Source organism: Luteolibacter sp. SL250 (assembly GCF_026625605.1).
Taxonomy (GTDB): Bacteria; Verrucomicrobiota; Verrucomicrobiia; order Verrucomicrobiales; family Akkermansiaceae; genus Luteolibacter.
Window position 1 is genome coordinate 774,354 of sequence record NZ_CP113054.1, and the last position, 26,132, is coordinate 800,485.

The 26,132-nt window shown below is 60.4% G+C and carries 25 protein-coding genes; 4 read left to right on the forward strand and 21 right to left on the reverse strand.

Going from position 1 to position 26,132, the window contains the following annotated elements; genetic code table 11:
• Nucleotides 1-12 precede the first annotated feature (12 nt).
• The 10 genes from OVA24_RS03515 to cysC all read right to left on the reverse strand — a co-directional run bounded on the left by OVA24_RS03515 (nucleotide 13) and on the right by cysC (nucleotide 11,780).
• A complete protein-coding gene (locus OVA24_RS03515) occupies nucleotides 13-852 on the reverse strand; it encodes an alpha-1,2-fucosyltransferase (RefSeq protein WP_267673552.1) in 840 nt (279 codons plus the stop codon).
• Nucleotides 849-2,057 (reverse strand): glycosyltransferase, encoded by a 1,209-nt coding sequence (locus OVA24_RS03520; protein ID WP_267673554.1) that lies wholly within the window; start codon nucleotides 2,055-2,057, stop codon nucleotides 849-851. The genes OVA24_RS03515 and OVA24_RS03520 overlap by 4 nt, the downstream gene beginning before the upstream one ends.
• 44 nt (nucleotides 2,058-2,101) lie before the next feature.
• Entirely contained in the window at nucleotides 2,102-3,628 is a 1,527-nt protein-coding gene (locus tag OVA24_RS03525) for a lipopolysaccharide biosynthesis protein (protein ID WP_267673556.1), read from the reverse strand.
• A 50-nt stretch (nucleotides 3,629-3,678) separates the two neighbouring features.
• Nucleotides 3,679-4,305 (reverse strand): FkbM family methyltransferase, encoded by a 627-nt coding sequence (locus tag OVA24_RS03530; RefSeq protein WP_267673557.1) that lies wholly within the window; start codon nucleotides 4,303-4,305, stop codon nucleotides 3,679-3,681.
• A gap of 130 nt (nucleotides 4,306-4,435) precedes the next feature.
• Nucleotides 4,436-5,146 carry a class I SAM-dependent methyltransferase gene (locus tag OVA24_RS03535; protein WP_267673559.1) on the reverse strand — a complete coding sequence of 237 codons (711 nt, stop codon included), beginning with the start codon at nucleotides 5,144-5,146 and terminating at the stop codon, nucleotides 4,436-4,438.
• Nucleotides 5,147-5,215: 69 nt separating this feature from the next.
• On the reverse strand, nucleotides 5,216-7,465 hold the full coding sequence (locus OVA24_RS03540) for an acyltransferase family protein (RefSeq protein WP_267673561.1): 2,250 nt from the start codon (nucleotides 7,463-7,465) through the stop codon (nucleotides 5,216-5,218).
• Between the two features lie 9 nt (nucleotides 7,466-7,474).
• The gene (locus tag OVA24_RS03545; protein WP_267673563.1) at nucleotides 7,475-8,593 is read right to left on the reverse strand and encodes a glycosyltransferase family 4 protein; all 1,119 of its coding nucleotides are present in this window, start codon (nucleotides 8,591-8,593) and stop codon (nucleotides 7,475-7,477) included.
• Between the two features lie 188 nt (nucleotides 8,594-8,781).
• Nucleotides 8,782-10,026 carry a sulfate adenylyltransferase subunit CysN gene (gene cysN, locus OVA24_RS03550; protein WP_267673566.1) on the reverse strand — a complete coding sequence of 415 codons (1,245 nt, stop codon included), beginning with the start codon at nucleotides 10,024-10,026 and terminating at the stop codon, nucleotides 8,782-8,784.
• Nucleotides 10,027-10,172: 146 nt separating this feature from the next.
• Complete coding sequence (cysD, locus tag OVA24_RS03555) at nucleotides 10,173-11,078, reverse strand: sulfate adenylyltransferase subunit CysD (protein ID WP_267673568.1); 906 nt, start codon at nucleotides 11,076-11,078, stop codon at nucleotides 10,173-10,175.
• 108 nt (nucleotides 11,079-11,186) lie between these two features.
• Nucleotides 11,187-11,780, reverse strand: a complete 594-nt coding sequence (gene cysC, locus OVA24_RS03560) for an adenylyl-sulfate kinase (RefSeq protein WP_267673570.1) — start codon at nucleotides 11,778-11,780, stop codon at nucleotides 11,187-11,189.
• 117 nt (nucleotides 11,781-11,897) lie between these two features.
• On the opposite strand from cysC, the gene OVA24_RS03565 reads away from it, so the two are divergent.
• Entirely contained in the window at nucleotides 11,898-12,116 is a 219-nt protein-coding gene (locus tag OVA24_RS03565; protein ID WP_267673571.1) for a winged helix-turn-helix domain-containing protein, read from the forward strand.
• Here the strand turns inward: OVA24_RS03565 and OVA24_RS03570 are convergent.
• The 7 genes from OVA24_RS03570 to OVA24_RS03600 are packed head-to-tail and all read right to left on the reverse strand — an operon-like array spanning nucleotide 12,113 to nucleotide 18,640.
• A complete protein-coding gene (locus OVA24_RS03570; protein ID WP_267673573.1) occupies nucleotides 12,113-13,501 on the reverse strand; it encodes a UDP-glucose 6-dehydrogenase in 1,389 nt (462 codons plus the stop codon). The two genes, OVA24_RS03565 and OVA24_RS03570, sit on opposite strands and share 4 nt — an antisense overlap.
• Nucleotides 13,502-13,523: 22 nt before the next feature.
• Nucleotides 13,524-14,285, reverse strand: a complete 762-nt coding sequence (locus OVA24_RS03575) for a WecB/TagA/CpsF family glycosyltransferase (protein WP_267673575.1) — start codon at nucleotides 14,283-14,285, stop codon at nucleotides 13,524-13,526.
• Between the two features lie 21 nt (nucleotides 14,286-14,306).
• Entirely contained in the window at nucleotides 14,307-15,422 is a 1,116-nt protein-coding gene (gene gmd, locus OVA24_RS03580; RefSeq protein ID WP_267673576.1) for a GDP-mannose 4,6-dehydratase, read from the reverse strand.
• A 22-nt stretch (nucleotides 15,423-15,444) separates the two neighbouring features.
• A complete protein-coding gene (locus OVA24_RS03585) occupies nucleotides 15,445-16,383 on the reverse strand; it encodes a GDP-L-fucose synthase family protein (RefSeq protein ID WP_267673577.1) in 939 nt (312 codons plus the stop codon).
• 6 nt (nucleotides 16,384-16,389) lie between these two features.
• Nucleotides 16,390-17,559: a UDP-galactopyranose/dTDP-fucopyranose mutase family protein gene (locus tag OVA24_RS03590; RefSeq protein ID WP_267673578.1), complete on the reverse strand. Its 1,170-nt coding sequence runs from the start codon at nucleotides 17,557-17,559 to the stop codon at nucleotides 16,390-16,392.
• Nucleotides 17,560-17,573: 14 nt separating this feature from the next.
• A complete protein-coding gene (locus tag OVA24_RS03595) occupies nucleotides 17,574-18,128 on the reverse strand; it encodes a transcription termination/antitermination protein NusG (protein WP_267673580.1) in 555 nt (184 codons plus the stop codon).
• On the reverse strand, nucleotides 18,125-18,640 hold the full coding sequence (locus tag OVA24_RS03600; protein WP_267673582.1) for a GbsR/MarR family transcriptional regulator: 516 nt from the start codon (nucleotides 18,638-18,640) through the stop codon (nucleotides 18,125-18,127). Before OVA24_RS03600 ends, OVA24_RS03595 begins: the two co-directional genes overlap by 4 nt.
• Before the next feature lie 99 nt (nucleotides 18,641-18,739).
• Between OVA24_RS03600 and OVA24_RS03605 the strand changes: the two genes are divergently transcribed.
• A complete protein-coding gene (locus OVA24_RS03605) occupies nucleotides 18,740-19,672 on the forward strand; it encodes a UDP-glucuronic acid decarboxylase family protein (protein WP_267673584.1) in 933 nt (310 codons plus the stop codon).
• An 11-nt stretch (nucleotides 19,673-19,683) separates the two neighbouring features.
• Here the strand turns inward: OVA24_RS03605 and OVA24_RS03610 are convergent, their stop codons facing one another.
• Nucleotides 19,684-20,565, reverse strand: a complete 882-nt coding sequence (locus OVA24_RS03610; RefSeq protein WP_267673586.1) for a polyprenyl synthetase family protein — start codon at nucleotides 20,563-20,565, stop codon at nucleotides 19,684-19,686.
• An 18-nt stretch (nucleotides 20,566-20,583) separates the two neighbouring features.
• Nucleotides 20,584-21,582: an aspartate-semialdehyde dehydrogenase gene (locus tag OVA24_RS03615; protein ID WP_267673588.1), complete on the reverse strand. Its 999-nt coding sequence runs from the start codon at nucleotides 21,580-21,582 to the stop codon at nucleotides 20,584-20,586.
• A 234-nt stretch (nucleotides 21,583-21,816) separates the two neighbouring features.
• Between OVA24_RS03615 and OVA24_RS03620 the strand changes: the two genes are divergently transcribed.
• On the forward strand, nucleotides 21,817-22,596 hold the full coding sequence (locus OVA24_RS03620; protein ID WP_267673590.1) for a helix-turn-helix transcriptional regulator: 780 nt from the start codon (nucleotides 21,817-21,819) through the stop codon (nucleotides 22,594-22,596).
• A 96-nt stretch (nucleotides 22,597-22,692) separates the two neighbouring features.
• A complete protein-coding gene (locus tag OVA24_RS03625) occupies nucleotides 22,693-24,369 on the forward strand; it encodes a putative manganese-dependent inorganic diphosphatase (protein WP_267673592.1) in 1,677 nt (558 codons plus the stop codon).
• Between the two features lie 15 nt (nucleotides 24,370-24,384).
• Here the strand turns inward: OVA24_RS03625 and OVA24_RS03630 are convergent, their stop codons facing one another.
• Both OVA24_RS03630 and rlmN read right to left on the reverse strand, forming a co-directional pair.
• Nucleotides 24,385-25,038, reverse strand: coding sequence for a hypothetical protein (locus OVA24_RS03630; RefSeq protein WP_267673594.1), 654 nt, complete (start codon nucleotides 25,036-25,038; stop codon nucleotides 24,385-24,387).
• Nucleotides 25,035-26,120 carry a dual-specificity RNA methyltransferase RlmN gene (gene rlmN / locus OVA24_RS03635; RefSeq protein ID WP_267673596.1) on the reverse strand — a complete coding sequence of 362 codons (1,086 nt, stop codon included), beginning with the start codon at nucleotides 26,118-26,120 and terminating at the stop codon, nucleotides 25,035-25,037. Before rlmN ends, OVA24_RS03630 begins: the two co-directional genes overlap by 4 nt.
• Nucleotides 26,121-26,132: the final 12 nt, after the last annotated feature.

The following is a 26,132-nucleotide window of genomic DNA, read 5'->3' on the forward strand; positions in this document are numbered from 1 at the left end:
GTTCGTTTTATATCACAAGGTAACCCAGGATTCTGGTATGATGAATTCGGAGGGTGTGCCGCGCATCCAGGTTTTCGGTGCGATGACCTTCTGTCCGGTGTGCGTATTGAGCCAGGCTCCCCACCATGAGTAACTGCTGTTTACGATGATATGGTGATGGCACGTTGACATCAACCGCATGTCATGAAGGGGGTCCTGATGGCCGATTGGGAAGTCACAGAACAGAAATTCGTTTCCCACAAACTGTTTCCGGCACCACCCGATATCGTCGGAAAAGACGCAGAATCGGATCTCCTCATGACGTTCGCGGAATCGCCGGATCGCCTCTTCATGATAGTTTTCACTAAGGCATTGGGTGTTACTGATGGCGAGGTAGTCTCCCCGGCGCACATGGATGGAAACTGTCGGCTTGCTGCGCAGAGCCTCTTCGAAACGCCGCGAATCCGCAGGCAGTTCGAGAGTATTGAGATCGAGTTCCTCTTTCAAAGCTTTCTCCAGGCCTTTGAAATGCAGCGGACTCTGGAAGAAGCCGATGAGGACGGTTTGGGCGCCCGCCTGGCTGAGATCAGGCACTACCCCGTTATCGGGATCCACAATCATCTCCCCTTTGTAAAAGTTCAAGGGTCCTGTATCAAAGAGGCGGCGGGACAACCGTTTAATGGGGCTGAGGCTGTTCTCATAGCATGCCTTGATGGGGAGCCGCAGCAGATGCCGGAATGTGGATTCCTGGCTCGGATTGACCCATGAACCATCGAGCACGAGAGGGACTTGGTGCCGCTCGGAGAGGGCGCGGCCAGCCGCATATTGGAACAGGTTGTTTCCCGTACGGCCTTGTAGGATCACCCGTATCATTGTTCCTGTGGGATGGATTTGGCCCGTGCCTTGAAAAGGCTGAGAATGCGGGCGGCCACTTTGTCCGCGTGGAGGTCCTTGGTCCAGGCTTCGCTGATCGCAGCGGGATCTCGCTCACCGCGGTCCCAACGCCCAAGTTCCTCCAAAAGTGCTTCGGACAGGGAGGAGGGGTTTTCCTCGGCGGCGAGGCTTCCGGAATTCCGGGAGGCATGCCATTCGATCACGCCGAGAAATGGCGAGCGGCAACCGACGACGGTTGCTCCGCTGCACACGGCTTCCGCTGATGCGTTGTGGCATCCCTCGTAGGCGGCGCTGACGAGAATCACTTTGGCACGTTGGTAGGCTTCGGCGATTTTTGTATTGGGGAGGAGCCCTTCAAGGATGACTTGGGAGCGCAATTCCGGAGAGAGGTGCTCATGCCAGCGTTCCAGTTCCGTACTCTTTTGCCCGAAAATCCTGAACCTTGTGGTTGGTCGCCGGAAGAGGGTCCGGGATATCGCCTCCATGAGGAATGGAGTTCGCTTCTGGGTGCTCTCCCAGCGACCGACGGCCACGACTTCATCCTGCTTGGGAATGGCAGGATCATAGCGGAAGATGAAATTCACGGGAAAAGGAGCGAAATGAACCTTGCTTGCCTGCCCCGCACCCCGGAGCCGCCTGACCAAGCGCCGGTAGCGCTCCGAAGCCAGTGGCGTGGGAGCCAGAAAATAGTCTCCGGCGGTGATGGCCCGCGCATCCGGCAGATCGCGGATCCCGACCCTTACCGTGGTGGTAACCGGGATCTTGACGATGGTCCGGGCTATCTGCTTCCATCGCGGTTCATACCAATAGTGGGCCTTCTCCGCGCGGATGTGGGCGGACCAGTCGGCGAGGGGGGAGTGGATGCCTTGGGTATCGGTGACTTGTGCCACGGTGATGCCTGCCCTGACAGCGGCCTCCACCATTTTCCTGAAGGGATGGTTTCCCCATGTGATGAATACGAGTCCGTCCAATTCCAGTGACCGCCACCAGCCGGTGTCCTCCATCTGGCTCCAGTTGGCGCGGACAAGGGGCGATAGATCTTTCGGACCCGGAGGACCAAGGATGATGGGCTGGGACTCGATTCCCAATTTCTGGAATCCCCGCGACAACAAGCCGGAATCCCGGTCGAAAAACGCTTGGCTCCCGTCAGGGTGAGGGTAGGGTGAGCCTGTGAATATGCGCATTTGGAAATAAGGAGGCTGGGGCCTGAACTGCTTCGTTGTGCGGTTCAATGGCGCCGGATCGCACGGAGATGCCGCATGGCTTGGAAGACACCGATGCCGGCTGCGACCGCGCCGAAAATCCACTCCCTGGGTGAAGGCAGATAGGTGGTGCGGCCGAATATTTCGAAGGGCTTGCCGGTTTCATGGCCGGACGCGCACCATGCTCCACCTGAAATGGCCAGAGCGAGAACTCCGGCCAATGACACGAGGGATCTGCCACAAAGCAGGCGGGTGGAAAAACCGCAGAACCGCGGGCCGGCGAAAATGGCGTAGGGTCCGCGCACCAGCAGGGGAAGAAAGGCGAATGATGCGACGAGCCACGGAAGGCCGCCGTAGTGGTAGCCGGTGGCACAGAGTGCGATCCCGACGGGAAGCTCCAGAAGAGAGTAGAACGCGGTCTTTCCCATGCGCCCGGAGATCTGGAACAGTTCCAGCGTTCCGTTCACGAAAGTCGTATTGATGATCCAGCAGGCAAGCCAGAGGTTGGTCCAGGCTCCGGCGTAGAAATCCGCCTTCGCCAGCCAGGAAACCAGCGGGCGGTTGCCAGCGATGATGGCGCCAGCACCTGCTAGGCCGATCCAGATGCCGAGCTGGTTCACATGGCGGAACTTGTTCATGAACCGCTGGTATGCCTTGGAGACGAAAAGCTTCTGCAGGTTTGGGTAGAAGGAATGGGTGGTGCGTAGCGCCAACGAACTGACCAAGCTTGGTCCGCGGCTGCTGAGGTTATACACCGCCACGAAAGACAGCCCGCCCAGACGGGCGAGAAGCAGTGACGGCAGGCTCTGCATCACCGACTCGACAATGCCGCTGACGGCCAGGCTGCTGCTGTAGGCGAACAACTCGCGGAAGCGGGCTCGTGTCCATCCTCTGAGATCGACCCGGACGGAGAAATTGTCGGAGTGGACCTTCCAGCCCCAGATCGCCCATCCGCACATCTGTGCGAGGGCGATGGCGGGCAGATAGGACCTGACTCCGAAGCCAGCGTGGAGGAGATACCAGAAAGGCCCCAACTGCAGCCAGGGCAGCAGTGCCTGCACGATCGGCACCCAATGGAACTGCTCCTGGGCGATCAGCAGCCCGGGATAAGCCCGGAAAGGCATTCCGATCATGCTGACGGCGGCGGTGCCCAGAAACAGCCACTTGGCGTCATTGGCCATCTGCGGGGGAATTTCCAGAAACAGGCCGAGGAAAGGGGTGAGCGCCAGCGCCACCAAAAACATCAGCCCGCCGAGCAGGAGTAGTACACCCATGGACAGCGTCCACCAGCGGTTGATTTCCGGTTTGTTGCCTGTGGCGATGGCATCGGCGATTTTTCGCCCGGTGGCATTGCCGATGCCGAGGTCCAGCCATAGCAGATAGGTCACGATCGTGAAGATGATGCTCCAAAGCCCCATCTCCGCCTTGCTCAGGTAGTGGACGGCGATAGGGATGGAAGCCAGGCCGCCGATGGCTGTGGAGGCAAATGCCACATAGGAGGCCGCCGCATTCCGGGCCGCCTTGCTTTGTCTCAGGCTTTGAAGGGAAAACATCGGGGATTCAGGCAAGGCGGCCGGACTTGCGGAAGAACGGCCGCTGGAGATCAATAGCGGTGGAAGGTCAGATTGACCTGGAACAATCGTCCTGTTGCCTGATCACAGAATTCGGGCTCCACATCGACGATGCAGTAGCCGTGGGAAGACATCATCGAGATCATCTGTTCGATGCTCAGTGCCCCGTCATAGAGTGGAGTGAGGGAGACTTCCATCTGCACGGTGTCAATCTGGGCCAAGCTTCTTTTGGCACCTGCGATCACCTGGTTCTCGAATCCCTGGGTGTCGATCTTCAGCCAGATGGACCGCTTCCGGGATACGATATCGGGGAAAAGGTGGTCCAAAGTTTCCACCGAGATCTTTTGATCCCGCACGTACTTCGATTCCGGGGCAGCCTCTTCATGGGTTGGGAGCATACCCAGCAATGAACTGCTGAAGGAGTTGTTGGACACGTGGATGACGCTTTCGCCTCTCTCCGCTCCCAGAGCACAGTTCTTCACATTCCAACGGGCATCGCGTGCGGCGGTCTGTGCGAGGATGGCGAAGGCATCATCGAGCGGCTCGAACGAATGGATATCGCCCCGGTATCCCGCCTCGCGCAGCTCTTGGCCGAATTGTCCGGCATTCGCGCCGACATCGAGGACAAGATCGTTTCCAAAAGATTCCATCTGTTTCATCCGGCGTGCGCCGGAGTGGGTGTCCGGACGGTAGCGGCGCAGGTCATATCCGAATTTATTGAGAATCCCTGCGACCTTTTGTTTCCAAGTCATCGTTCAAAATTGAATTGGGAGAGTGGAGAAATGGGAATTATACGGGCTCCTGTGACGCCCATACCATCAACGAATATCCGCCAAGCACGCGGACTGCGAGATCGGGGGCCAAGGCGAACGCGATTTTCCTTGGATATTTCATCATTCGGAAAAGCCGGCCGCTGTATGCGCCATCTGCTCCGCAAGTGTAGAAATGACCTCTGACGGAAAAGCCGCATTCCTTGAGGGCGGCGATCGCGGAGTCCTTTGAGAAATAATGGATGTGGCCCACCTCCTCCCTCACCATCTGAATAGGTGTCCCCCTTGCGACCATTTGGGCGTTCATGTCGAGGGGGATATGGAACAGAAAATTTTTACCGAGCATACGGAGGTTCCGGAGGAACGTGAAGTAATCCTCGATGTGTTCAAAGACATCGAAACAGATCACTAGGTCGAAAAAGTCATTGCTGGAATGGCTGACTGTCTCGTTTTTGAAGCTGACGGTCGGGGTCGTCCGCTTTTCCGCTACTTCGAAAGCTTCGGCCATGGGCTCAAATCCCACTGCGGATTCCGGTTTAAGCGCTTCGGCGACACCCAGCAGAATGGCCCCGCCTCCACATCCCACCTCGGCGATGGTCTGATGGCCGAGCTTGAATTCCTTGCATGCCTTGAGAGCCCAGGAAATCTTTGCGGCGGCGTTATCGTCACCAAAGGCGCTGTTTTTGGTGGCGTAGGTGCCGTCCTGATAAATTTTGGCAAGTGATGACATGGGTATGGGGTTGCGGTCTTTGCGCGATGTGAATCAATCGGCGTGATGCTTTCATTCCGGCTAAAGCGGCTATCTCGGAGCCAATGCCTGTAGGATCGAATTGGCCCAGCTTCCAGCGAGTTCCGTGGTGGCGCTTTGGGAGAAATGGACGCCATCCGCCTCTCTGTGCCGGATTCCGATCAAGTCCGTATCCGGGCCCGGGAATACCAATGAGCTGTTGGTTGGGAGCTGGCGCTGGGCATTCCTTACGTTGTCGGAAACGCTGGTGCCATTCCAACTGGTGAGAGAAACGATCCATGCCGGGTCTCCGGCGAACAGGCCTGAATCTATCGAATATCTGATGAGGCCGCCGAGAGAATCGGAGTAATCCTGGGTGGAAGTGGTGGCATCCGCTTCACCTTGGCACCACAGCACTGCCCGGACTTTCTGTCCGCCCCATCGTGCGGGATTCAGGTTTTTCGTGAGCCAGTAGGGATCGGAGAACCTGCCAACGGGAACTCCCCCTTGGGCAACATTGATGAAGCCTACAGGATAGCCAAGCGCTTTCTCAAGCGCTTCACCGCACTTTGGCCAATAGGATCCGCCTCCTTCGTGATTCTGCGGATCGTGGGCGGCTCTGCTTGAACCGTGGGGATGGCCGAGAAGCCGGACTCCTGATGTCGCGGAGGAAGTGAGCAGTTCCGAGCTGCCGACGGCATTCGATTGGCCCCACACGAGGAACAGATCGCCAATATAGATTTCCTTGGGCTCGGATACCCACTTTTTTCCGTTGGAGTGGCTTCGGACCCATATAACGTGATGCCCGGGATCCAATTCGATGGTCCCGCTGAATCGGCCTGTGATCGGGGTTGGGACCGCCAACTTTTTCCAGGGCGGGTTGGAGTCATCCGCTTGATCCGCCCGCCGGGAACTCCATTCGATTTCGCGCGCCAAGGCACCCGCATATCCGGTGATTTGGACCGGTGTAGTGCCTTTTTCTGCTTTTTGAAAGAAGGCGTGATTGGTGGGTACCGAAAAGGCGGCTATTTTCCGGCTCACCATGGTCGATGACCAAGCTGAGAACCCAACCCACAAAACACTCGCGATAAGAGCGGTGGACCTTCCTATTCCCATTGTCCGACCCAAGAATGTCATACGGTGGTTGCCGTGCTTGCCAAGGTCATGGGCCGGTTTTTCGATGAAGACGTAAGTGATGGCCGCCGCTGCGATCGATGCGGTGCAGGCGAGGACGACCCAAACGGCATTATGTAGGAATGGCCCTCCTGGAAGGGGGGGGAAGGCGATCTTGATTGCGGCCAGGACCGGGATATGGACCAGATACAAGCTATAGGAAATGGTGCCGATCAAAACGGCCTGTTTCAGGAAGACGCTGCGATATTGGGTGGCGGTCCCCAGTTCCAAAAGCCCTTTCAAAAGGCAGGAGAACCCGATGGCGGCGGTGATATCACTCGCAGCATCCCGTGGGATATTGGTGACGAGGCCGGTTAATGGGATTGAAAGAAGCAACGCCACGCCGCTGGCGGTCCAGAGGTAGGGAGCGCTGGACGGGGCGGCGTTGCTGCGGCGGATGCGGGTGGCCCACCATTCCGCGATCCATGCTCCAAGAATCCATTCCCCGAAGCGTGTCACCGGAAATCGCACCGGATTGAAAAACTCGTGATGGAGGCTTCCGGGCCAAGCAGGGGAGAGATGGAAAGAAAGTGTGTACAGGATATGGATTGAGAACCACACGATGGCGATCTTCTTCATCCCGAACCGCAGAATCAGCCGCCTGGCTGCAATTACATAAATGAGGTAGAAGAAAACCTCCAGGGCAACCGTCCATGAAACAGTCACGATGCCCATCGACGAGGGGGCTTCAGGCGCGTAGTGCCAGAACCAGAGATGATCTATCAAATAGGAGGCGGTGATATTATACTGCTCGTGTCTCTGGAGGACGGCGCCGGCCAATATGAATGAGATGCAGGTGATGAAAATATACGGCGGGTATATTCTCCAGAATCGCCGGTTGAGGAAATTCCTCAAGCCGCCTCTTGCCTCATACTTCCCCGGTGAAGTGTAGGGAAGATGGATGCAGAAGCCGCTGATGATGAAAAATAAGGAAACTCCCAGATAACCGAAGCCGGTCAGGAAGAAGATCGGGGCATTTACCCATCCAAGGCTTTCCACGTATGTAAGGGCATTGCCGCTGAAAAATGGATGATTGTCCTTTGGAAAGAAAGAGACAATGCTTGCATGGTAAACAAGGACCGCAAAGGCGGCCAGTCCCCGCATGACGTCGATCAGGACAAGATTCTGAGGTGATTGATCATGATTCATGATTGGGTGTCATTTGCAATCGGGACTGGAAGCTCGGATCATGATGGCACGCACCCTTCCGGTGAAGGCGGCGGCGGTGAGATGCTCCTGATAAAATGCGGTGGCCTGTTCAGCCAGCCTAGTGCGGAGTGCGGGATCGAGCAGGAGGTTCTCCAGCGCGCTGGCCAGACGGTGGATATCCCTTGGCGGGACCAGCAGGCCGGTTTCTCGATCTTTCACCAAGGATGGGATGCCGCGCCAGTCACTGGCGATGACGGGAAGTCCGGCTGCCATTGCCTCGATGATAACGAGCGGGAAGTTTTCCGAACGATAGTAGGAGGGAAATGCGAAGACATCGTGGCTGGAAGTGGCATGCCATTTTGCCGGTCCATAGGCGGGGGCAGGTGGCGGGCATGTGACATTCGCGGGGAGGGCGGCGATGCGGCTTTCGATCTCCTTTCGGATTTCCCCGTCGGGCCAGCCCCCGATGAGTGAGAGAGTGATCGGTAAGGGATGCTTTTCGGCCAGCACGCTTACGGCATCGATCAGGTCGATGACCCCTTTGTCCTTGAACAGATTTCCGAGGAAAAGGATGCGGAAAGACGCTGAGGGCTCGTGGAGAAGATCGGTTGGTGCGTCGATGCCGTTGGGTACATCGAGGACCCGGCCCCCGGGGTAGATGGGGGCAGGACAATGCTCGCCGAGCCTTATCGTCCAGGCATCCCGTCCGTAGATGAAGCGTCCCATGATCGAGCGGAACCGGGAGGCTTCCAGAAACTCCACCAAGTTTCCAGAGTGGTAGTGTATCAGGGTCCTGCGGAAAAGCGGACGGCAGAGTGTGAGGAAAACGAAGTCTCTGATGAAGGGAATCCATGCCCCGCTGCCAGCCGTGTAATATAGGACCGATGGCCGGTGGCGCAGCCACGCGGCCCAAGCTTTGAGGACGAGGAGGATCAGCCCGGATACTTTGGAGAAAGTAAATTTTCCCACCGACTCGAGTGTTTTGCTCGAGCGGATGGGAATCAGGATCTTTTTGACAGGAGACAGGTCCGCATCGAACAGCGCCTGCGTTGCGATGGACTGGCCGTGCACCGGAGGAGGGACCACCCCCACCATCATTACGGTGGCATCATGGATGCTGGAGGACATCGGCGGCGGCGGGCACGCTGCCGCCCATGGTTGATTCCTCAATCAGCGTTGGGAAAAACCTGCGGCAGGGTGTGGAAAAGGACTGGTCGCTCCCCGTGGGAGGGAACGACCGCGAACCTAGCTGCAGGAGGTGTTTGTTCAAGAAAAAATGAACAAACAGGGAATGCCAGATGACCTGGACAACCTTATCAAATAATCATCCCTGCCGCGACGGTTTCGTTCGTGCCGGGGTCGATCAGGATGAAGGAGCCGGTGGCGCGGTTGCGGCGGTAGCTGTCGTGGATGAGTGGCACGGCGGTGCGCAGGGTGATGCGGCCGATGTCGTTCATGCTGAAGGTATCGATGCCTTCCAGTTTGTGCAGCGTATCGACGTTCACGTGGTACTTCACGCTTTGGATGATGGCTTTGGTCTCCTGGGTGGTGTGGCGGATGACGAGCTTGGCGCGTGGCGGCATCGGCTTGGAGGAGAACCAGCAGATCATGGCCTCGATGTCCTGGGAGACAATCGGGGGATTGTTGGCTTTGACCAAAGTGTCGCCGCGGGAAATGTCGATCTCATCCGTGAGGGTGAGGCAGACGGATTGCGGCGCGAAGGCTTCTTCGCGTTCGCCTTCCGGGCTGTGGATGGCCTTGATCCGGCTGGTGAAGCCGGAGGGGAGGACGGTGACTTCGTCTCCAGGTTTGAACACCCCGCCAGCGACGCGGCCGGCGAAGCCGCGGAAGTCGTGCCAGTCGTTGGACATGGGGCGGATGACCCACTGGACGGGGAAGCGGGCATCGATGTGGTTTTCCTCTCCGCCGACGTAGACGTGTTCCAGGTGGTAAAGGAGGGAGGGGCCCTGGTACCACGACATGTTCGTGGATTTGTCCACGACGTTGTCTCCGTTGAGGGCGGAGATGGGGATGGTGGTGATCTCCACGATGTTATCGAGACGCGAGGCGAACTCGTGGTAGTCCTTGATGATCTGGTTGTAGGTCTCCTCGGAGTGGTCCACCAGGTCCATCTTGTTCACCGCGACGACGAGGTGCTGGATGCGGAGCAGGTTGGCGATGAAGGAGTGGCGTTTGGTCTGCTCGATCACGCCTTTGCGGGCGTCGATGAGGATGATGGCCAGGTTCGCGGTGGAGGCACCGGTCACCATGTTGCGGGTGTACTGGATGTGGCCGGGCGTGTCGGCGATGATGAACTTCCGCTTCGGGGTGGCGAAATAGCGGTAGGCGACGTCGATGGTGATGCCCTGCTCCCGCTCGGCCTTGAGGCCGTCTGTCAGCAGCGCGAGGTTGACGTGCTCATCCCCGCGGCGGCGGGAGGATTCCTCGACGGCCTCAAGCTGGTCCTCGAAGATGGATTTGGAATCGTAAAGAAGGCGGCCGATCAGGGTGGATTTGCCGTCATCGACGGAACCGGCGGTGGTGAAACGGAGAAGGTCCATGGAGAGGAAAGTTTGCTAGAGTTCAGTTTTCAGTGTTCAGGAAGAATGCCGTCATCCGCAGGCGCTGGGCTGGCGGCGTCGCCAGTTTCCGGTGCTTTTTCCAGGTCTTTTCCTGAAAACTGAACACTGAAAACCGGCCAACTTTGTCAGAAGTATCCCTCCTTCTTCCGGTCTTCCATGGCGGTCTCGGACCGTTTGTCGTCGGCGCGGGTGCCACGTTCGGTCTGGCGGGCGGCGGCGACTTCGGCGATGACTTCGTCAAGATCGGCAGCCGGGGATTCCACGGCGCCGGTGCAGGTGGCATCACCGATGGTGCGGAACCGGACGGTGCGGATCTCGACCTTTTCGTGCTCCTGGGGTTTCAGGAACTCGGTGACGGCGAGGAGCTGGCCGTTGCGCTCGAACACCTCCCGTTGATGGGTGAAGTAGATGTTCGGCAGAGGGATCTTCTCGCGCTTGATGTACATCCAGATGTCCATTTCGGTGAAGTTGGACAGGGGGAAGACGCGGAAGTGTTCGCCGGGATTCTTGCGGCCGTTGAAAAGGTTCCAGAGTTCCGGGCGTTGGTTCTTCGGGTCCCACTGGCCGAAGTCGTCACGGTGGGAGAAGAAGCGTTCCTTGGCGCGGGCTTTCTCCTCGTCGCGGCGGCCGCCGCCGAGGGCGGCGTCGTAGTCGTGCTTTTCGATCGTATCGAGCAGGGTGACGGTCTGGAGCTTGTTGCGGGACGCGTTCGGGCCCTTTTCCTCCACAACCCGACCGGTGTCGATGGATTCCTGGACGGAGCCGACAACCAGATTCGCGCGTATCAGTTCCACGAATTCATCGCGGTACGTCATGGTCTCCGGGAAGTTGTGGCCGGTGTCGATGTGCACCAGCGGGAAGGGCATGCGGGCCGGCCAGAATGCCTTGCGGGCGAGCCATGCCATCACGATCGAGTCCTTGCCTCCGGAGAAAAGAAGTGCGGGATTTTGGAATTGGGCAGCCGTTTCACGGAGGATGAATATGGCCTCCGCTTCGAGCTGGTCGAGATGGCTCAGTTGATAGTTAGGCATTTGGAGAGAGAGAAGGCACGCCGTGGATCGGTGGTGCGCGCGAGTGGGTAGGTCCCGCCCGGAAAAAGGTCAAGGAATATAATTACCAACCTGAGTTGTTTGGTAATATTAAGCGAGGGCAATCCGATCGCGGATGGCCTCCAGAAGCTCGAATGCGGAGTCCTCCACGGAGGTGGATTCCGTATCGATGACCAAATCCGCATTCGCCGGGGGCTCGAAGGAGCCATCCTTGCCGGTGAAGTGCTGGATCTCGCCACGGGCCGCCTTGGCATAGAGCCCCTTCACATCACGCTTCTCACAGGCTTCATAACTGGCCTTGATATAGACTTCGAAGAGATCGTCCCCGATCAGACCGCGGGCCAGGTCGCGCAGTTCTCCCCGTGGGGTAATTGCGGAGACGAAGACGATGATCCCTTGAGAAACCAGGATCTTCGCCACCTCGGCGATCCGCCGGATATTTTCCAGCCGGTCCGTGTCGCTGAAGCCCAGGTTCGCGTTGAGGCCGGTGCGGAGGTTGTCTCCATCCAGAATGACCGTGAAGCGGCCCTGTTGGTGGAGCACCCGTTCGGCGGCATTCGCGATGGTTGATTTTCCGGACCCGGACAGACCGCACATCCAGATGACCAGTCCCTGCTGCTTGAGCAGGCTCTGTTTGTCACTGCGCTGGAGGAAACGGTGGAACTCTGGGTGGATGTTGGACATGGCGATTTGGTGACAGCGTAAGCCCTGCCGGGGCAAAGAGAAGGGAAAATAGTCCGATGTTTTGACATCCTTTTGACACGGCGGTGCCGGCGGACATGCATGATAGGGGCCATGAAGATGAAACCGCTCCTGATGATGATACTTCCCGTGGGTCAGGCGGGCAGGCCGGTCAGCAGGGATGCCTTCCTGGATGAGTGCTGGGGTTCGGACTACTTCCCGGACTCCCGCACGCTGGACCAGCATGTGTTCACGCTGAGGAAGAAGATCGAAGCCGATCCGGCGCATCCATCCATCATCGGGACAGCGCGCGGGATCGGTTACCGGTTCGGCGGTTAGATGCCTTTGCCGATGATGAATGCGTCCAGGCCGTGCGCTTTCAGCGCGGCGCTGGAGAATACGGCCCGCCCGTCGAAGATGAAGGCCGGCTTCAGCATCAGGTTGTGCAGCTTGTCCAGGTCGATGTCCTTGAACTCATCCCATTCGGTCAACGTGGCGAGCGCATGTGAGCCGTCAGCCGCCTCATACGGATCGGAGCAGATCTCCACGTTGGAAAGGACGAGTGAGGGATCGATGCCCGCCTCCACGAGGTCCCGGTGGATGGCGGCGGCATCCACCTGCGGATCGTAGATCGCCAGATGGGCACGTTCATGGAGGAGATCCCGGCAGACGTGGATGGCGGCGGACTCGCGGGTGTCATTGGTGTCCTTCTTGAACGCGAAGCCGAGGATGGCGATGCGCTTGCCAGAGACCGTGTTGAAAAGCGTACGGACGATCTTTTCGACGAACCGGCTTTTCTGCCAGTCATTGATCTGGATCACCTGGTTCCAGTAAGCGGCGACTTCGGGGAGGCCGAAGGATTCGCAGAGATAGACCAGATTGAGGATGTCCTTCTGGAAGCAGGAGCCACCGAAGCCGACGGACGCCTTGAGGAACTTCGGGCCGATGCGGGAGTCCATCCCGATGGCCTTGGCCACTTCATCCACATCCGCCCCGGTGGCTTCGCAGAGGGCGGAAATGGAATTGATCGAGGAAATCCGTTGGGCGAGGAAGGCGTTCGCCACCAGTTTGGAAAGCTCCGAAGACCAGAGGTTGGTGGTGATGATGCGCTCACGCGGCACCCAGTTCGCATAGACGGAGACCAGGGCCTCCACCGCGGCATTGCCTTCAGGGGTGGTTTCCCCGCCGATGAGGATGCGGTCCGGGTTGTTGAGGTCGCTGATGGCGGTTCCTTCGGCGAGGAACTCCGGGTTGGAGAGAACCTGGAATTTCGCCCCGTTGGGTGAGTTCGCGGCCAGGATGGTCTTGATCGCGCTGGCGGTCTTCACCGGGATGGTGGACTTCTCGACGATGATTTTGTCCCGGTCCGAAACCTCCGCGATCAGGCGTGCCGCGGACTCGATGTAGCGGAGATCCGCCGCGCGGCCAGCACCGATGCCGTAGGACTTCGTCGGGGTCCCGACGGATACGAAAATGAGATCGGCCGCTGCGATGGCTGCCCGGATATCCGTGGTGAAATGAAGATTTCTACCCCTGGCCGAAACGACCACCTCATCAAGTCCCGGCTCATAGACAGGGAGTTCGTCGGAGTTCCAGGCATCAACGCGCTTTTCGTTGAAATCCGCCACGGTCACCTGGATGTCAGGGCATTTGGCGGCGATCATTGCCATGGTCGGGCCACCGACGTAGCCGGCGCCAAGGCAGCAGATGTGTTTGATGGTCATGTTGTCAGCAGGTTGGTAACGGCTAGTCGATCATCCGGTCGCGGAGGAAGTAGTAGACGAAGAGGGAGTTGTAGGTGAAGTAGCGGCGGAAAAGCCTGCGCGGTTCCATCAGGAGGCGGTAGGCCCATTCAAGTCCGAACTTCTGGAAATGGCCTGGTGCCTGTCTGACCTCCCCGGCATGGAATGCGAATGCCGCCCCGATGCCGAAGTAGACACCCGGCGGGAGGAGATCCTTGTTCTCCGCGATCCAGCACTCCTGTTTGGGGCAGCCAAGGCCCACCCAGATGAGGTTCGCCCCCGAATCCCTGATCCTGCGGCAGATGGTTTCGAGTTCATCTTCCGGCCATTGGCCGAAGGGCGGGGAGTAGGTATCCGCGATCACCGCATCCGGGAACTTTTCGCCGAAGTTCGCGCGGAGCGTTTCCAGCGTTGAGGTTTTGCCCCCCAGCAGAAAATGGCGGAACCCGGCGGCGGGAGTGTTGGTCGCCCGCAGGGTCTCCAGCATGAGGGTGGGGCCGTAGACGCGGTCCGTGAGCTTTTTATCCGGAGGGAGTCGGGCGTTCACGCTCCATACCAGTGGCATGCCGTCCGGGCAGATCAGGTCGAAGCGGGACATGGCCTGTCCGAATGACGCGTCATTCCGGGCAAGTGCGGCGACGTGGGTGTTCGCCGCTTCCACGGCATAGGCCCGGTCAGCCTTGGCGGCATGCCCGAGGATCCATGCGACCGCCATGGCGTAGTCGATGGCGGCGACGGGCAGGCCGATGACCGAAACAGTTGTCATGAAGACGGGCGGGTCCGCGGGTTATTCTTTGGCGACGGAGATGTGGTGGCCGTGCTTCTTGAGGAGTGCGTGGCGGCGGGCCTTCTCGAGATCGGAGGCCACCATTTCGGCACACATTTCCTCCACGGTGATCTCCGGCACCCATCCGAGCTTTTCCTTCGCCTTGGTGGGGTCTCCCAGCAGGGTTTCCACTTCGGCCGGCCGGAAGTAGCGTGGATCCACACGGACCAGCACATCACCCACCGCCACACAGGGGGAGATGGTGGTGTCAACGGCGGCGACGGTGGCGATCTCATCCACGCCCTCTCCGCTGAATTCCAGCGTGATCCCGGCTTCTTTCGCGGACATGCGGATGAACTCGCGGACGGCGATCTGCTTGCCAGTGGCGATGACGAAGTCCTCCGGGGCATCCTGCTGGAGCATCATCCACTGCATGCGGACGTAGTCCTTTGCGTGACCCCAGTCACGGAGGGCGTCGAGATTGCCGAGATAGAGGCAGCTTTCCAGCCCTTGGGAGATGTTGGCAATGCCGCGGGTGATCTTGCGCGTGACGAAGGTCTCCCCCCGGCGCGGGGACTCATGGTTGAAGAGGATGCCGTTGCAGGCATAGATGCCGTAGGCCTCACGGTAGTTCACCGCAATCCAGTAGGCATAGAGCTTCGCGACACCGTAGGGCGAGCGGGGGTGGAACGGGGTGGTCTCCTTCTGCGGGATCTCCTGGACCAGACCGTAGAGCTCGGACGTGGAGGCCTGATAGAAGCGGGTCTTTTTCTCCAGCCCGAGGAAGCGGATGGCCTCCAGCAGGCGCAGCGTGCCGATGGCGTCCACATCCGCCGTGTATTCGGGAGCTTCGAATGAAACCGCGACGTGCGATTGCGCACCCAGGTTATACACCTCGTCGGGCTGGATCTCAGCAAGGAGCCGGGTGAGGTTGGAGGTGTCCGTCAGATCCCCGTAGTGCAGGCGGAAACGTGAGTTTTCCACATGGGGGTCTTCGTAGATGTGATCCACGCGCTCGGTGTTGAAAAGGGAGGCCCGGCGCTTGATGCCGTGAACCTCATATCCCTTCGCAAGGAGGAACTCGGCGAGATAGGATCCGTCTTGACCGGTGACACCGGTGATGAGAGCGCGTTTCATAGGGGAGTTGGGAGAGGGTGGTTCAGAGGCGTGCGTCTCCGGAGAGGGTGGAGGCGAGGAAATCCTGATAGGCGGCGGCGAGTCCGTCGCGGAATGCGACGGAAGGTGCCCAGCCTGTCCCACGAAGGAGGGAAATGTCCATGAGCTTCCTCGGCGTGCCGTCCGGCTTGGTCGGGTCTGTGAGGATCTGTCCCTGGAAGCCGGTGACTTCGGCGACGAGTTTAGCGAGATCGAGGATGCTGATATCCTCCCCGACGCCGACATTGACCCAGTCCGGTGGATTCTCCAGGCGGAGAAGGTGGAAACACGCGTCCGCCAGATCATCCACGTGGAGGAACTCCCGGAGAGGCGTGCCCGTTCCCCAGATCGTGACCGATGGAGCGCCATTGGCCTGCGCTTCGTGGAACCGGCGGATCAGGGCCGGGATGACGTGGGAATTCTCCGGGTGATAGTTGTCGCCCGGTCCGTAGAGATTGGTCGGCATGGCGCTGTGATAGAGCAGGCCGTGCTGGGCGCGGTAGTGCTGGCAGAGTTTCAGTCCCGCGATCTTCGCCACCGCGTAGGCTTCATTGGTGACTTCCAGCGGGCTGGTCAGCAGGCAGCTTTCCGGCATCGGCTGGGGCGCGAGCTTGGGGTAAATGCAGGATGACCCGAGGAAAAGCACGCGCCCGACTCCGGCCCGCCTGCTGCCCTCCACCAGATTCGAGGCGATCACGAGGTTTTCGTAGATGAAGTCCGCCGGGTAGGTGGCGTTGGCATGGATGCCGCCGACTTTCGCCGCCGCGATGATGACCACGTCCGGGCGTTCCCGTTCAAGGAAGCTGAATACCGCCGCCTGGTCGGTCAGGTCCACGGCATCGCGTCCGGCGGTGATGGTTTCGTAACTGCCGAGCAACCCGGCCTTGCGGACGAGGGCGGAGCCGACCATGCCCCGGTGGCCTGTGATGAAGAGTTTTTTCATGGAAAGTCAGGGGGTTCCGTATCGGGTCAACAAGCGGTCGGCTTCGGCGAGCGCCATGCCCGTGACCTGGTCCATGTTGTAGTACCGGTAGGTGGCGAGGCGTCCGATGAAGCTGGTGTTCTTCTCCGTGGATGCCAGTTCCGCGTAGCGAAGGTAAGCTGCCCGGCTGTCAGGCGCGGGAACGGGATAATACGGATCGGTACCCGGAGTCCAGTCTTTCGGATACTCCCGGATGATGCTGCTGGCCGGGGTCTTCTGGCCGGTGGCGTGCTTGATTTCGATGATGCGGGTGAACGGAACATCCGCATCCGGATAGTTCACCTGCATGGCTGGCTGCCAGAACCCCGGTTTCCCGGAGATCTCCTCGCGCTCACGGAGCTTCCCGGCGGAAAATGCCTCATGCTCGAAGCGCAGGGAACGGTAGGGCAGGGGGCCGAATTGATAGCCGAAGTATTCGTCGATCGCTCCAGTGTAGATCAGGTGGCGGTGTTTCCACCGGCGGCGTGCTTCCTCGGAGTCGACCCCCAGATGGACCTCCACCCGCGGGGAGGCTGCGAGAAGGCTCCCGAACATGGCGGTGTAACCTTTGTCCGGCAGGGCTTGGAAGCTTTCGGTCAGGTAGCGGTCGTCACGGTTGGTCCGGATGGGGATCCGGCCGCAGACTGATGCGTCGAGGTCCCTTGGATGACGCTTCCATTGCTTCAGGGTGTAGCCCTCGAAGAACAGCTTGTAAAAATCGGGGCCTGCCTGGGAAAGGATGACTTCCTCTGAGTTGGCGGGGCTGCTGATCGGCACCCGGTTGGCTGCCAGCCATTCCGCGAACTCCTCTGATGTCGACGATTTCCCGGTCAGTTCCTCGAACGTGTTCAGGTTCACCGGAAAGCTCCAATACCGTCCACGGGTGAAGCTCTTGATGGTGTAGGCAACCTCATGCCATCCGGTGAATCTGGAGAGGTAGTCGAGGATTCTCCGGGAGTTCGTGCGGAAATAATGGGGGCCGTAGCGGTGGGTGAGGACGCCCGCCTCATCCTGGCTGTCGAAGGCGTTTCCGGCGAGGTGGGGGCGCCGGTCCACCACCACGCATTTCCACCCGGCTGCGGCAAGACGTTCCGCGACGACCAGCCCGGAGAAGCCCGCGCCGATGATCAGGAAGTCGGTGGAGAAGTCGCTTTGCAAGGAGTCGGTCAGGTTCAGGGTAGGGGGCGCCGGGGCAGGACGATGGAGAAAAAATCCAGATCCACGGCATGTTTCTGGCCGAGGAACTCCAGAAGGATCTTCACCCGTTCCGTGGCGGAGAGGACTTCCACCACCGGGCCGCGCATTCCTTGGAAGGGTCCGGAGGCGATTTCGACTTCATCGCCGATTTCCACGATTGGAGAAACATCGAGGATTTCGGAGGCTTGGTCGGGGTTCTGTGAGCGGAGGCGAACTTCCTGTCTCAAGGATTCCACCAATGCGCCCGGCACGGTGGGGATTTCACGGCCGAATTTCACCAGTCCGCGGATGCCTTGGCTGAAGGTCACCGCCCGCTCCATCTGGGAAATGCGGAAACGGACGAGCAGATAGCCGGGGAACAGAGGCTCCACCCACCAGATCTTCCCCCGCCGGGTCGCTTTCCGGTAGCGCAGCCGCGGGCAGAAAACCTCCACGCCCTCCAAGCCCCGCAAGTGCTCCGCCGCTATGTGCTCCCGCTTCGTCTGCGTACGTGCGCAGTACCACGCCGGTTGGTCGGAATCGTGGCTCATTGTCCGAGAATTTTCTGAAGCAAGGGCAGCACCTGGCGGCTCCTTCTCATCCATTGGTCCAGACGTTCCACCCTTTCCCTGACGAATTCCTGTTTCTCTTGTCCGACCGACGGGATTGCTTCCTCAAGGCGTTTCACCTTGGATTTGCCGCTTTCGATATGGGGGCGGACCTGTTCCCGGATGAAGCCGCCGACCAGCCGTTTCAGCTCCACGGCTGGTTCGAAGTGGGTGCGGCGGTCGGTTATCCCTTCCGCTTCCCGGATGGCACCCAGGCTTCTCAGCATCCGCAGTCCCTGGCTGGCGGATCCTTTGCTGATTCCCAGCTTCACCACCAGGTCATCGAGCGACAGCGGGGAGGGGGTGATGAACAACAGGCCGTAGATCTCCCCGATGGAACGGGGGAGGCCCAGCACCCGCACGCCATCGACAAAAATGTCCACCACCTGCCGTTCGATCGGATCGAGCAGGCGGTCTGGAGATGAACGGTGGTCCTGGCTACCGGCGTCAGCCATGGGGAAGCATTGGACGGAAAACCCTGTTTGTTCAAACTTTTTTGAACAAACAGGGTTACTGGCTTGTCACCGTGCCGGTTTCCCGCTGGTTTTCCGTCCATGCGGATACTCATCACGGGCGGAGCGGGCTTTCTCGGATCGCATTTGTGCGAGCGGCTACTCAAAGAAGGGCACGAGGTGATCTGTCTCGATAACTTCTTCACCGGCCGTAAGAAGAATGTCGTCCATCTGCTCAAAAATCCGGACTTCGAATTGGTCCGGCACGATGTGACCAATCCGTTCCACTTCGAAGTGGACCAGATCTACAACCTGGCTTGTCCCGCTTCACCTCCGCATTACCAGCACAACCCGATCAAGACGACGAAGACTTCGTTCCTCGGGGCGATGCACTCGCTGGGGCTTGCGAAGCGGGTCGGTGCGCGCGTTTTCCAGGCTTCGACTTCGGAAGTCTATGGCGACCCGGAAGTGCACCCGCAGCCGGAGACCTACAAGGGCTGCGTGAACCCCATCGGCATCCGTTCCTGCTATGACGAGGGAAAGCGGGTGGCTGAGACGCTGTTCTTCGACTACCACCGCCAGCACGGAACCGAGATCCGGGTGGTGCGTATTTTCAACACCTACGGGCCGAACATGCTGCCGGACGACGGTCGTGTGGTTTCCAACTTCATCGTTCAGGCGCTCCAGGGGAAAGATCTCACGATCTACGGGGATGGCACGCAGACACGGTCGTTCTGCTACGTGGACGACCTCATCGAAGGCTTTGTCCGTCTGATGAACCATCCCACGCTGCAAGGGCCGGTGAACATCGGAAATCCCGGTGAGTTCACCATGCTGCAGCTAGCCGAGATGGTCCTCAAAAAGGTCGGCGGCCCGTCGAAGATCACCTTCCACCCGCTGCCGGGGGATGACCCGAAACAGCGGCGCCCGGACATCACGCTGGCGAGCAAGGAGCTCGGGTGGCAGCCACAGGTGACTCTCGAGCAAGGTCTCGAGCCGACCATCGAATACTTCCGGAAGTTGGTGAAGGGCTGAGGGGCCTTTCCTCAATATTCCCGCTCCAGCAGGCTGGCTGCGATCTCACGCAGGCGCCCGGCCTTTTTGCCCAGCGGTTCCAGTGAGTCGAGCGCCTGCTTCGTGAGCTTCGCGGCTTCCTTGCGGGAGTTTTCCAGGCCCAGCACGGAAGGGTAGGTGGACTTCTCCACCGCCGCGTCCTTGCCGGCGGTTTTGCCCAGCACTTCGGTGCTTTGGGTGACATCGAGGATGTCGTCGATGACCTGGAACGCGAGGCCGAGGGCGTAGCCGAAATCCGTGAGCGCCTGGAGCTTTTCCGGCTTCGCGTTGGCGGTCATGCCTCCCAGGCGGAGCGAGGTGGTGAGGAGGGCGGCGGTTTTCGCCTCATGGATGCGGACAAGATCCTCTTTCTCCAGCTTCTTTCCTTCGCCCTCAAGGTCGAGGACCTGGCCACCGATGAGTTTCAGGCTGCCGCCGGTCGCGGCAAGTTCTGCCACATACTCGCGGGCGCCGTAGCGCTTGGTGGCCTTGGTTTGTGAAATGACGATGAAGGCCTCCGTGAGCAGCGCGTCGCCGCAGAGGACGGCCATGCCCTCGCCATACACCTTGTGGCAGGTCGGGCGGCCACGGCGCAGGTCGTCGTCGTCCATGGCGGGAAGATCATCGTGGACGAGGGAGTAGGTATGCATCAACTCCACCGCGCAGGCGGGAGGGAGCGCGTCCCCGGGGTCGCCGCCACAGGCTTCGGCGGCGGCGATACATAGGATGGGACGGAGACGTTTTCCCCCGGCGAAGACGCTGTAGCGCATCGCAGAGTGAATCGTGGAGGGAGACTGCTCTTCCTTGGGAAGGAAGCGGTCGAGGGCCGCGTCCGTTTCCGCGGCCATGGCTTTGAGATAGGTCTTCAGGTCCATGGCCGGGAAAAAATCGGATCAGAGGATCTCCGCGATCTGCACGGCATTGAGGGCCGCGCCCTTGCGCACCTGGTCACCGACGACCCAGAGGTCGAGGGCGTTGTCCAGGACGAGGTTCTTCCGGATGCGGCCGACCAGACAGTCGTCCTTGCCGGTGGTGTCGAGAGGCACGGGGAAGAGCTTTTCGGCAGGATTGTCCACCACCTGGACGCCCGGCTTGCCCGCATAGGCGGCGCGCGCGGACTCCGGATCGACCGGGCGGCTGAACTTCGCGGTGATGGAGACGGAGTGCGAGCGGTAGACCGGCACGCGGACGCAGGTGCAGGAAACCTTCAGCTCCGGGAAGCCGAGGATCTTCCGGCCCTCGTTCTGCATCTTCATCTCCTCCTTCGTGTAGCCGTTGTCCGTGAAGACATCCACCTGCGGGATGACGTTGAAGGCGATCTGGCGCGGATAGACCTTGGTGGTCACCTCCAGACCGTTGGCGATGGCTTTCACCTGTTCCTCAAGCTCGATGATGCCCTGCGCGCCGGACCCGGAAACCGCCTGGTAGCTGGAGGCGATGATCGACTCCAGGCCGAACTTCTCGTGCAGCGGCGCGAGCGCCATCAGCGAGATGATGGTGGTGCAGTTCGGGTTCGCGATGATGCCCTTCGGCGGATTCTTCGCGGCCGCCGGGTTGATTTCCGGCACGACGAGGGGGACATCCGGATCCATGCGGAAGGCGGATGAGTTGTCGATCACGATGGCCCCGGCCTTGGCGGCGGACGGCCCGTACTCGAGCGAGATGCCGCCACCGGCGCTGAAAAGCGCGATGTCGATGCCCGCAAAGGAATCGTGGGTGAGTTCCTTCACCTCGATCTCCTCGCCCTTGAAAACGAGCCGTTTGCCCGCCGAACGGGCGGAAGCGAGCAGCGTGAGCTTCCCGATGGGGAAGTTCCGCTGTTCGAGACAAAGAAGCATTTCAATGCCGACGGCACCCGTGGCACCAACGATCGCTACATGTGGCAGGCTCATTTTCAGGGACCGGCAGACTCAGGCCGGGGGCGGGACAGTAGCGTTTCCCCGGAATCTGGCAACCCCATCGTTGCCTGGGGGCGGAGGCTGTCCGGCTGGCCGTGTCAGGCTGGTGGGGCGGAGATCAGCCGGATGTGGAGGGGGCGGTCGGTCCCGGGAGGACTGGCTGCTCGGGCGGCTCCTTTCCGGTTGTCCGCCGCGGCCTCGGGCGGTAGGGTGGGGATGGACAGGGAAATGGAAGATTCCGTGGAAGAGAAGGACGCGCGTGCGATGGTGCGGCTGGTGGCGGAGGTGGCGGCGCTGAGGGGCGACCACACCACCTCCAAGCGCTATCTCATGGATGGACTGCGGAGGATGGTCGGTGCGGACAGTTGGGTGTGGGCGCTGGGCTACCTGGATCCTTCCCGGCCCCCGGTCTACGCCGCTTATCTCCACGAGGGCTTCGATGAGGCGCGGTTTGCCCGCTACCTCCAGGCGGTGGAGCATCCGGGCATGAAAGTCCTGATGGAGCCGTTCACCCGGGAACTCATGGAGAGGAAGTCCCACATCACACGGACACGGCAGCAGATTGACCGTCCGGGGGCTTCCGCTTCCGCGGCGGTGGCTAATGAGTTCTGGCTGGCGGCGGACATCGCCCCCATCATCCTCTCCGCACGACCGCTGAATGAAGGGTGTGTGAGCATCATCGCCCTCTACCGACGGGCGGACCAACCCATGTTCAGCGAGCGCGAACGGAAAATCGCGCACATCCTCCTGACCGAAGCATTCTGGCTGCATGCGGAGGGTTGGCCGGAGGATTTCGGTGCGAAAACCCCGGAGTTGTCTCGCCCGCGGAGATTGGTCCTCAACCTGCTGTTGGAAGGGCGCAGCCGCAAGATGATCGCCGACCAGTTGAACCTTTCGATTCACACCGTGTCCGACTATGTGAAGGACATTTACAGCAACTTCAACGTGCAGTCCCATGCGGAACTGATGCGGCGTTTCACCCGCGGCGCGGGAGGAGGAACCGACTGACATCCTGTCGGGTGGGAGGTCCTCGCCGCCACCGCATCAACTGAAAATTAATTGGTCGAAATCCGGGAGGACAACCGTTAAATCTTCCGCCTGTTCATGCTTCCATTCTACGTCATCGGCCACCGCAATCCGGATACGGATGCGATTTGTTCCGCCATCGGCCATGCCGCCCTCCTGAGGGCCTCCGGCGAAGTCCCGAATGCGATCGCCGCCCGCTGCGGGGATCTGCCGCAGCGGACCAGATGGGTGCTCGACAAGGCGGAGATCGAGCCGCCGGTCTTGTTGAACGATGTGCGGGTTTCCGCAGGCATGCTCTGCCGCCGGGACATCGTCCAGGTGGAGGAAAGTGATACTTTCCTGACCGCCTACCGGCGCCTGCTTTCCTTCGGGGTGCGCAGCGCCCCGGTCGTGGATGCGGTTGGTGGACTACGCGGGATGCTGCGCTACCTGGACCTGCTCGGCCTTCTGCTGCCGCCGGAGACGGATGGGATGAAGGTGCGGACCGTCCATGTTTCCTTCTCAAAGGTGGTGGACACCCTCCAGGCCACCAGCGTGGGGGCGGATCTCCCTCCTGCGGAGTTGGAGGAGGAACTCATCCTGCTGGTGGGTGCTTCCTCCCAGAACACGGTGGACAAGCGTCTGAAGACCGCGAAGCAGGAAGGTCTGGTGGAGCGCTTCCTGGTGATCTGCGGCGACCGCCCGATCGTCCAGCGATACGCCATCGACCACGGCGCGCGCGGTTTGCTCGTCACCGGTGGAAACACCGTCACCCCGGACATCGCCGCGTATGCGAAGAAAAAGGGGGTTGTGGTGCTGCTCTGCCACCAGGACACCGCCAGCGCCTCCACCCTCCTGCGGTGCTCCCGCACGGTGAAGCACGTCATGACGTCCAACATCGTCACCATTGGCTCCAACGAGCCGGTCTCCCGCCTCCGCAAGCGGCTCACCGCCCTCGACCAGGACCTGTTCCCCGTGATGGAGCAGGGCAGCGGGAAAATGATCGGCGTTCTTTCCAAGTCCGACCTCGTTGATCCGCCGCGCATCCGTCTGGCGCTGGTGGACCACAACGAATACGCGCAGGCCGTCGCAGGGGTCGAGGAGGCGGAGATCACGGAAGTCATCGACCACCACCGGCTGGCGGGAAACCTCGTCTCGCGCGAGCCGATCCGTTACCTCAACGAGCCGGTCGGCTCCACTTCCACGCTGGTGGCGCGGAAGTTCCTCCACCGTGACCTCACCCCGGATGCGGGGGTGGCCATGTGCCTCTGCGCGGGCATCGTTTCGGACACGCTGTGCCTCACCTCTCCGACGACCACCCTGCTGGACCGGGAGATGCTCAACTGGCTGTGCAGGATCGCGGAGATCGACGCGGAGGAATTCACCGAGGAATTCTTCGCGGTCGGTTCCTTGATGGCCACCGGCACCCCGGAGGAGATCCTGAATGCTGACCGCAAGGAGTTCACGGAGGACGGCATGACCGTCAGCATCTCCCAGGTGGAGGAACGGGATCTCCATGGCTTCGGTCCGCGGCGTGAGGAGCTGGAGTGCGTCCTCAAGGAGCTCGTGCGGTCGAAGAACTACGCGTTCGGCGTCCTGGCCATCACCGATGTGGCCCGCCACCACAGCGTCATCCTCGCGGTGGGTGATGAGCCGATCCTCAACCAGTTCCCGTTCAAGCGGACGGACACGCATCTGTTCGATGCTCCGGGCGTCGTCAGCCGGAAGAAGCAGATCTTTCCTGCGGTCAGCGAGGCGATCCAGAATTCGAGGTGAGAAGGAGCGCGGACTTCAGGGCGGGGAGAACCGTTCTCCGAGAAAGCGGAACGCATCGGGATGGAGTCCCCGGACTTCATAGCGATCCCCGGTCTTCTTCCGGCATGTCAATCTCCAGGTGAGCATCCGGAAAGAAATGGACGCGATGAGCGAAAGACCGAAAAGCATCGCGATCCCGGTGGAGACCGCAGGGTGAATCCGTCCGGAATTTGCCGCAAAGATGAGCGAGGCCAGCGTGACCGCCATCATGGCGTTGATCAGATTGCCCATCCGGGCCTTCAGGTTCGAAGCACGGGTCGTGAAAACCCGGATCCGGACGCTGCTGAGAAAAACTCCGGAGATCAGATAGAGGGTAATGGCCGCCGCTCCGGAGATCAGGAGGAAAGGGGAAAGCCCGTGGGGAAACCGGAAAAAACCTCCACCCGCGAGGCCCAGGACAGCCCCGGCAAACGTCATCCGGTGCCATGAGGGCGAATAGCGGATCGGGAGGCTTCTGAGGGTCATCCTTTCTTCCGAAACACCGCTGAAAGGATCGACCATGGGCAACTGCGCGTCCTGCCTCACCATCAACCTGCCTCCGTCAAGCATCCAGCCGGTGGAGAGGGGGGCATCCGGCACTTCGTCCCCATCGTCCGGCCTGCCGGGAGGGGCGTAGGGATTTTCGCTCATCGTTGCTTCACCGGGGCCTCGATGATGCCTTCCTGCGTCTCCTGCTTCAGCCGGAGCTGGCCGCAGGCGGCGTCGATGTCGTGGCCCTTTTCAAGGCGGAGCGTGGCGGAGACGCCGGCGTTTTTCAGGACATCCTGGAAGGCGCGGCAGTGGCTCACGGCGGGGCGTTTCCAGTCCAGTCCCTCGACCGTGTTGTAGGGGATCAGGTTCACCTTCGCGTGCAGCTTGCGGGCGTGCCGCGCGAGGATCGCCGCCTGTTCCAGCGAGTCGTTCACGCCCTGGATGAGGATGTATTCCAGCGTGAGTTTCTGGTTCTTGCGGGAATTCCAATAGTCGAGCGCGTCGAACAGCTCCGCCACCGGCCACTTCTTGTTCACCGGCATGATCTGGTTGCGCACGTCGTCGGTCGCGCCGTGGAGGGAGATGGCCAGGCGGATCTGCTGCGGATGCTCCGCCAGTTGGCGGATCTTCGGCACCAGGCCGGAGGTGGAGATGGTGAGGTGGCGCGCGCCAAGATGAAGCGACTTTTCCCCGGTGATCAGGCCGATGGCGGCCAGCAGGTTGTCCAGGTTGGCCAGCGGCTCACCCATGCCCATGAAAACGAGGTTGTCCACCCGCTCGCCGGAAAGCTGCTCCGCGGATAACACCTGCCCGGCGATTTCCGATGGATCGAGGTTCCGGGTGAATCCCGCGAGGCCGGAGGCACAGAACCTGCAGCCGTAGGCGCACCCCACCTGTGAGGAAACACAGAGCGTCCGACGGTCCGATTTTTCGCCGTAAAGCGCGGGGTTCGCCGGGATGAGGACGCTTTCCACGTAGCGGTGGTCATGCAGGCGGAAGAGGAACTTCCGCGTCGTGTCGTGCGATCCCTGGGTGTGGGTGTGCTCCAGCGCGCCGAGGCGGAAATGCTCCGACAGCTTTGCCCGCAGGGCGGCGGGCAGGTTCGTCATCGCGTCGATGGAGGTGACCTTTTTCTTCCAGATCCATTCCATGATCTGCCCGGCGCGGAACGCAGGCTCTCCGGCCTCCTTGAGAAAGGAAGAGATCTGTTCCTGGGATTGACCGGTCAGGGCGGGGAGCATGGCTGGAAGGAT